Annotated in this window: 4 protein-coding genes and 1 riboswitch; all 4 genes read left to right on the forward strand. The window is 64.9% G+C overall.

Translation table 11 applies throughout. The features are described 5' to 3' along the window. Window positions 1-30: 30 nt before the first annotated feature. Window positions 31-230, forward strand: a riboswitch (cobalamin riboswitch). Window positions 231-323: 93 nt separating this feature from the next. Next, a complete protein-coding gene (gene cobW / locus GIW02_RS26605; protein WP_456361680.1) occupies window positions 324-1,391 on the forward strand; it encodes a cobalamin biosynthesis protein CobW in 1,068 nt (355 codons plus the stop codon). Between the two features lie 3 nt (window positions 1,392-1,394). Beyond that, window positions 1,395-5,153: a cobaltochelatase subunit CobN gene (gene cobN, locus GIW02_RS26610; RefSeq protein ID WP_236422204.1), complete on the forward strand. Its 3,759-nt coding sequence runs from the start codon at window positions 1,395-1,397 to the stop codon at window positions 5,151-5,153. Between the two features lie 539 nt (window positions 5,154-5,692). Continuing rightward, complete coding sequence (locus GIW02_RS26615; protein WP_236420030.1) at window positions 5,693-6,691, forward strand: AAA family ATPase; 999 nt, start codon at window positions 5,693-5,695, stop codon at window positions 6,689-6,691. Window positions 6,692-6,744: 53 nt separating this feature from the next. Then, on the forward strand, window positions 6,745-7,347 hold the full coding sequence (locus tag GIW02_RS26620; RefSeq protein WP_236422205.1) for a VWA domain-containing protein: 603 nt from the start codon (window positions 6,745-6,747) through the stop codon (window positions 7,345-7,347). Window positions 7,348-7,440: the final 93 nt, after the last annotated feature.

The raw sequence follows: 7,440 nt of genomic DNA on the forward strand, positions 1-7,440 counted from the left end.
CCCCATCATTGACCACCCCCCAAGCAATGCGTAGCCTTGCACCCTCGAGGTTCTTAGGCCCAGGCCTAAGCTAAGAAGGGAACGCGGTCCAAGCCGCGGCTGCCCCCGCAACTGTAAAGGGTTCATCTGACTGCCACGCCACTGCCATTAAGGCGGGAAGGCGCAGCCAGCGCCGGTCGCAAGACCCGCACGCCCCAAGCCAGGAGACCTGCCTCGCAACCGATTTTCTACTTCAACCGGGCGGGGTGATCCGGTGACGAAATCCGCTTCTGCGCGCCGCCGCAGGGCCTATCGTCCCGTATGCCCGCCCCAAAGGGCATCCGATGAAAACACTGGCCAAACTCCCCGTCACCATCGTTACCGGCTTCCTCGGCTCGGGCAAAACCACCTTGTTGCGCCATATGCTCGACAACGCCCAAGGCCGTCGCATCGCCGTGATCGTCAACGAGTTCGGCGAGCTGGGCATTGACGGTGAAATCCTCAAGCAGTGCACCATCGGCTGCACCGAGGAAGAAGCCAACGGCCGCGTGTACGAGTTGGCCAACGGCTGCCTGTGCTGCACCGTGCAGGAAGAGTTCTTCCCGGTGATGCGCGAACTGGTTGCCCGTCGTGGCGACCTCGACCATATCCTCATCGAAACCTCCGGCCTGGCCCTGCCAAAGCCTTTGGTGCAAGCCTTCCAGTGGCCAGAAATTCGCAGCGCCTGCACCGTTGACGCAGTGATCACCGTGGTCGACAGCCCGGCCGTGGCCGCCGGCACCTTTGCCGCGTTCCCCGACCAGGTGGACGCCCAGCGCAAACTTGATCCGAACCTGGACCACGAGTCGCCGCTGCACGAGCTGTTCGCCGACCAACTGGCCAGCGCCGACCTGGTGATCCTCAACAAAGCCGACCTGATCAGCCCCGAAGACCTGGCCCGCGTGCGCCTGGAAGTCGCCGAAGAACTGCCGCCCGCGGTGAAGATCATCGAAGCCAGCAGCGGTCGCCTGCCGCTGGACGTGCTGATCGGCCTGGGCGCCGGCTCCGAAGAGCACATCGACGGCCGCCACAGCCATCACGATCATCACCACGACGGTGAAGACGACCACGACCACGACCACGATGCTTTCGATTCGATCTCCATCGACCTGCCGCAAGCCGACGAAGCGCTGCTGCTCGACGCCTTGACCCAGCTGGTGGTGCAACACGGCATCCTGCGCGTCAAAGGCTTCGCGGCGATTCCGAACAAGCCGATGCGCCTGCTGATCCAAGGCGTGGGCACGCGTTTCGACAAGCACTTCGACCGCGCCTGGGGCGCTGACGAAGCCCGAATCACCCGCCTGGTGCTGATCGGCCAGGAACTGGACGCGGCGGGCCTCGAAGCGCAATTGCGCGCCGCCCTCAGCGTATAACCCATGCACCTGCTCAGGACCCAGCCCGGTGGTTTCGTCTCGGACGACAATATTGCCGACCTTGGCCAGACCCCCGCTGAACTGGTGATCCTGTGCAGCGGTGATTCCAGCCTGGCGCTGCTGGCCGAAGCGGCCCAGCAGTTGCCCGAGGATTACCCCAGTTTCCGCCTGGCCAACCCGATGCAGGTGCAAAACCATGCCTCGGTGGACCTGTACGTCGATGAAGTGCTGCGCCACGCCAAGGTCATTTTGATTTCGCTGCATGGCGGCATTGGTTATTGGCGTTACGGCATCGAGCGGCTGGTGGAGCTGGCCGAGCGCGGCGTGCAACTGATCCTGGTGCCAGGGGACGATCGCCCCGACCCTGAACTCAGCGGCTTGAGCACCGTCGGCGCCGAGCAACGTGATCGGCTCTGGCAGTTCCTGCGCCAGGGCGGCCTGGGCAATGCGCTGGATTTCTATCGTTGCCTGGCCACTGGCTATTTGGGCCGCGACTATGCCTGGGCCGAGCCCCAAACGCTGCCACGCACGGCGATTTATCACCCGCAAAACGCCAACGCCCGCCTGAATGACTGGCAGGCAGATTGGCACGCCGACTGGCCGGTGGCGGCGGTGCTGTTCTACCGCTCCCACTTGCAGGCGGCCAATACCGGTTTTATCGACGTGTTCTGCCAACGCTTGCAGGCGGCGGGCCTTAACCCGTTGCCGATGGCCGTGGCCAGTCTGAAAGAGCCCGGCTGCCTGTCGGTGGTCGAAGACCTGCTGGATGAGGTTGGCGCGGCGGTCATTCTGAACACCACCGGCTTTGCCCAATCGAGCCCCGAAGCCCCGCATTTGCGCCCGTTTCGCCGCAATATCCCGGTGATCCAGGCGATCTGCGCGCAAGATAACCAACCCGGCTGGGAGGCCAGCGAGCAAGGCCTCGGCCCGCGCGACCTGGCGATGCATATTGCCTTGCCGGAACTGGACGGGCGCATTATCAGCCGCCCGATCAGCTTCAAGGACCTGGCTTGGCGCAGCGAGCGCAGCCAGTCGGACGTGGTGTGCTACCGCGCCGCGCCCGAGCGCATGGACTTTGTCGCCGAACTGGCGCGGCGCTGGGTCGAGCTGGCGCGGGTGCCGAATGCCGACAAACGCATCGCGCTGATCCTGGCTAACTACCCGACCCGCGATGGCCGCATCGGCAATGGCGTGGGCCTGGACACTCCGGCGGCGGCGTTGAATATCCTGCGTGCGCTGCACGCCGAGGGGTACCCGTTGCCGGATGCGCTGCCCGAAAGTGGCACCGCGTTGATCCACGATTTGCTCGGCGGCGTGACCAATGACCTCGACAGCCTCGACCTGCGCCCGTGCCACCAAAGCCTGGGGCTGGACGACTACGACGTCATGTTCAAGCGCCTGCCACTGGCCAACCAGCAGGCCGTGCTGGCGCGCTGGGGCACGCCCCACAACGACCCAATGTTTCGCGACGGTCGCCTGATGATTGCCGGTCTGCGCCTGGGGCTGACGTTTGTCGGCATCCAGCCGGCGCGGGGTTATCAGGTCGACCACAGCGCGGTGTACCACGACCCGGACCTGGTGCCGCCCCATGCGTACCTGGCGTTCTACTTCTGGTTGCGCCACACCTACGGCGCCCATGGCGTGATCCACGTGGGCAAGCACGGCAACCTCGAATGGCTGCCGGGCAAAGGAGTGGGGCTGTCGGAACACTGCTGGCCGGATGCGCTGCTGGGGCCGCTGCCGAACATCTACCCGTTTATCGTCAATGACCCGGGCGAGGGCGCCCAGGCCAAGCGGCGCACCCAGGCGGTGATCATCGACCACCTGATGCCGCCGCTGACCCGCGCCGAAACCTATGGCCCGCTGCGTAACCTGGAACTGTTGGCGGACGAGTACTACGAGGCGCAGTTGCTCGACCCGCGACGTGCCCTCGAGCTGCAGAAAGACATCCTCAAGCTGGTGCGCGAAACCCGTATCGACCAGGAGCTGGAGCTGGATAACGATGCCGACGCTGCGGTCTGGCTGCCGCGTCTGGATACCTACCTGTGTGACTTGAAGGAATCACAGATCCGCGACGGCTTGCACATCTTTGGTGAGTCGCCCGAGGGCCGCTTGCGCATCGACACCTTGCTGGCGTTGTTGCGCATCCCCCGTGGTGACGGCCGTGGCCCGCAGTCGAGCCTGCTGCGGGTGTTGGCCACTGCTTTCGAACTGGGTTTTGACCCGCTCGACTGCGCCCTGGCCGAACCCTGGACCGGGCGTCGGCCCGAGGTATTGCAGGCTATCGATGCTCAGGTATGGCGCACTGCCGGTGATACCCGCGAACGGCTGGATCTGTACGCGGCGCGCTTGATCGAGCAGGCGCTGGAAGGGCCGCTGGAACAGTTGGAAGAGCCTGGCTGGGAGGACGTGAAGGCGGTGATCGAGAGCCTGCGCATCGTCGTTGCGCCGCGCCTGGATGCCTGCGGCCCGGCGGAAATGCGCGGTTTGCTCGATGCCTTGAGTGGGCGTTTCGTACCCGCAGGGCCAAGTGGCGCGCCGAGTCGTGGGCGCTTGGATGTGCTGCCGACCGGTCGGAATTTTTTCAGCGTGGACGTGCGCAACCTGCCAACCACCACGGCCTGGCGGATCGGCTTCCAGTCGGCCAACCTGATTCTTGAGCGGCATCTGCAGGACCACGGCGACCACCTGCGCCAGCTCGGCCTGTCGGTGTGGGGCACCGCGACCATGCGCACCGGCGGTGATGATATCGCCCAGGCCATGGCGCTGATGGGCGTGCGCCCGGTGTGGGCCACGGGCAGCCAGCGGGTGGATGACTTCGAGATCCTGCCGATCAGTTTGCTCGACCGCCCACGCGTTGACGTGACCTTGCGCGTGTCCGGGTTCTTTCGGGATGCCTTCGCCAACCTGATCCGCCTGTTTGATGCGGCGGTGCAGGCGGTGGCCGCGCTGGATGAACCGGATGACATGAACCCGCTGGCCGCCAAGGTGCGCAGCGAACGCGATGCCTTGCTCAAGTCTGGCCTGGATGAGACGCAGGCGGCGAAGCAGGCCGGCTGGCGCATCTTTGGCGCCAAGCCGGGCGCTTATGGCGCAGGTGTGCAGGGCGCGATCGACGGGCGCCTGTGGCAAAGCCGTGAGGACTTGGCCGAGGTCTACCTGAACTGGGGCGGCTACGCCTACGGCGGTTCCGATGAGGGCACCGCTGCCCGTGAGCAATTCGCCCAGCGCCTGAGCCAGGTGCAGGCAGTGCTGCAGAACCAGGACAATCGCGAACACGATGTGCTCGATTCGAACGACTACTACCAGTTCCAGGGCGGTATGCTGGCTGCCGTGGAAACCCTGAGCGGCGCCAAGGCCGCCAGCTACCATGGTGACCACAGCCAGCCTGATTTGCCCAGGATCCGCACGTTGAAGGAAGAGCTGAACCGGGTGATCCGTTCCCGCGCGGCCAACCCCAAGTGGATCGACGGCGTGAAGCGTCATGGCTATAAGGGCGCGTTCGAAATGGCCGCGACCGTGGATAATCTGTTCGCGTTCGACGCCACTACCGCGCTGATCGACGATCATCAATACGCCTTGCTCGCCGACGCCTACCTGCTGGACCCCGACACCCGTGCTTTTGTGCAACAGCACAACCCCGCGGCGCTGCGCGACATGGCCGAGCGCATGCTCGAAGCCCAGCAGCGTGGCATGTGGCAAGCGCCAGGCGCGTATCGCGAGGCATTGGAAAATCTGTTGCTGGATATAGAAGAAGACTAGAGGCGCCGTAACTCGACGTGCCCTGACAAACGAGCATGTCGTGACGAGCGGCCGTCTCCTGGCAAGCGGGCTTGTTATGGTTGTGGCGAGCGGGCTTGCCCGCGTTGGGCTGCGCAGCAGCCCCAAACCCGTACACTGCGGTTTTTCAGGAAGCATACGATCAGCTTTACAAAGGGCCGCTTCGCAGCCCAACGCGGGCAAGCCCGCTCGCCACGAGGCGCGCTTGGGGATGCATTGGAAAATCTGTTGCTGGATATAGAAGAGGACTAGGGTCGCCGGAACTCGACGTGCCCTGACAAACGAGCTTGTCGTAGTTGTGGCGAGCGGGCTTGCCCGCGTTGGGCTGCGCAGCAGCCCTAAACCCGTAAACTGCGGTTTTTCAGGAAGCATACGATCAGCTTTACAAGGGGCCGCTTCGCAGCCCAACGCGGGCAAGCCCGCTCGCCACAACAAGCCCGCTCGCCACTAGAGGCCGGCTCGCCACGAGAGAGCGTGCTTAGGAATAATTGTCTGTAGCGCAGAATTTGAAGAGAACCTGAATGACTGATATTCCCCATTTTCCGCTGTCCGCTGTGGTCGGCGCCGACGATTTAAAGCTGGCGCTGTGCCTGACCGCCATCGATCCCAAGATCGGCGGCGTGCTGATCGAAGGCCCACGCGGCATGGCCAAGTCGACCCTGGCGCGCGGGCTGGCGGACCTGTTGGCCAGTGGCCAGTTTGTTACCCTGCCGTTGGGCGCCAGCGAAGAACGTCTGGTCGGCACCCTGGACCTGGACGCCGCGCTGGGCGAAGGGCGAGCGCAGTTTTCGCCGGGCGTGCTGGCCAAGGCGGATGGCGGAGTGCTGTATGTGGATGAAGTCAACTTGCTGGCGGACCATCTGGTCGACCTCTTGCTCGACGTCGCCGCCAGCGGCACCAACCTGATCGAACGCGACGGGATTTCCCACCGGCATTCGGCGCGTTTTGTGCTGATCGGCACGATGAACCCGGAGGAGGGCGAGTTGCGCCCGCAATTGCTCGACCGCTTCGGTTTTAATGTGGCGCTGAGCGGCCAGACCTTGCCCGCCGAGCGCGGGCAGATTATCCGTCGGCGTCTGGATTTCGACAGTGACGCTGCAGCGTTCTGCGCCGAGTGGGCCGAGCAACAGGCGGCCTTGCGTGAGCGCTGCACCCAGGCGCGGGCGCGGCTGGAGGGCATTGCGCTGGACGACCAGGCGTTGGCCCAGATCACCGAGCGCTGCTTTGCCGCCGGTGTGGATGGTTTGCGCGCCGACCTGGTCTGGCTGCGCGGCGCCAGGGCGCACGCCGCTTGGCGGGGGGCCAGCGCCATCGCTGAGGAAGATATAGAAGCGGTCGCGGAGTTTGCCTTGCGCCATCGTCGCCAGGAGCAATCTCCACCGGCGAGCCCTCCTAATCAAGGGCAGTCGCCGCAACCCTCGGACACCTCGCCCGGCCAGGGCCAATGGGGCGATATGCCCGCGCCGCCACTGCCGACGGGCGCTCGCCGCGACGTGCCGGCCTGGCCAAAAAAGCCGTAGGCATCCGCCCCCGACCTGACACGGGGGCGGATGCCCGGCCCCAGGCGGGGCGACTGGACAGGGGCAGGCAGGGCAAGGCGCGCAGCGCTAGGCAGGGCGCGATCAATTGGCCTGGCACCTTGCTGGGGGGGCGACCGCAAACCCGTGAGGACCTGCTTTACCACCTGCGCAGTCGTTCAGCCCATGAGTTATGGCTGGTGATTGTCGACGCGTCGGCGTCCACCCGGCGGCATCGGGCATTGACCGACGCCAAAGGGTTATTGGCGCAGCTGTTTGATGACGCTTATCGCCAACGGGCGCGGATGGCGCTGCTGACCGCGAGTGGGCAAGTGCCCAAGTGGCAGGTACAGGGGCTGAAAGCGGCTAAAAGCCTGGCGGGCTGGCTGGAGCAACTGGGGGCGGGCGGTGGCACGCCGTTGCTCGCGGCGCTCAGCGAAGCCGGGCAGTGGCTGGCGGCGCGGCGCAAGCGCTGTCCGGCCGAGCAGCAGCGCTTGCTGGTGATTACAGATGGCCGGCTCAAGGACATCCACGGTTTGCCGGTGCTCGGGTGCCCGGGGATGTTGGTGGATATCGAACGCGGGCCGATCAGGTTGGGGCGGACTCGGGAATTGGCGAGTGGGTTGCAGTTGGAATATCAGCATATTGATGAGGTGTAGTGCCTCAGCCATTGCTATCGGGGGCAAGCCCCCTCCCACACTTGAATGTATTCACAGATCAAAATGTGGGAGGGGGCTTGCCCCCGATAAGGC

It is taken from the genome of Pseudomonas syringae (assembly GCF_021606685.1).
GTDB classification, from domain to species: domain Bacteria; phylum Pseudomonadota; class Gammaproteobacteria; order Pseudomonadales; family Pseudomonadaceae; genus Aquipseudomonas; species Aquipseudomonas syringae_R.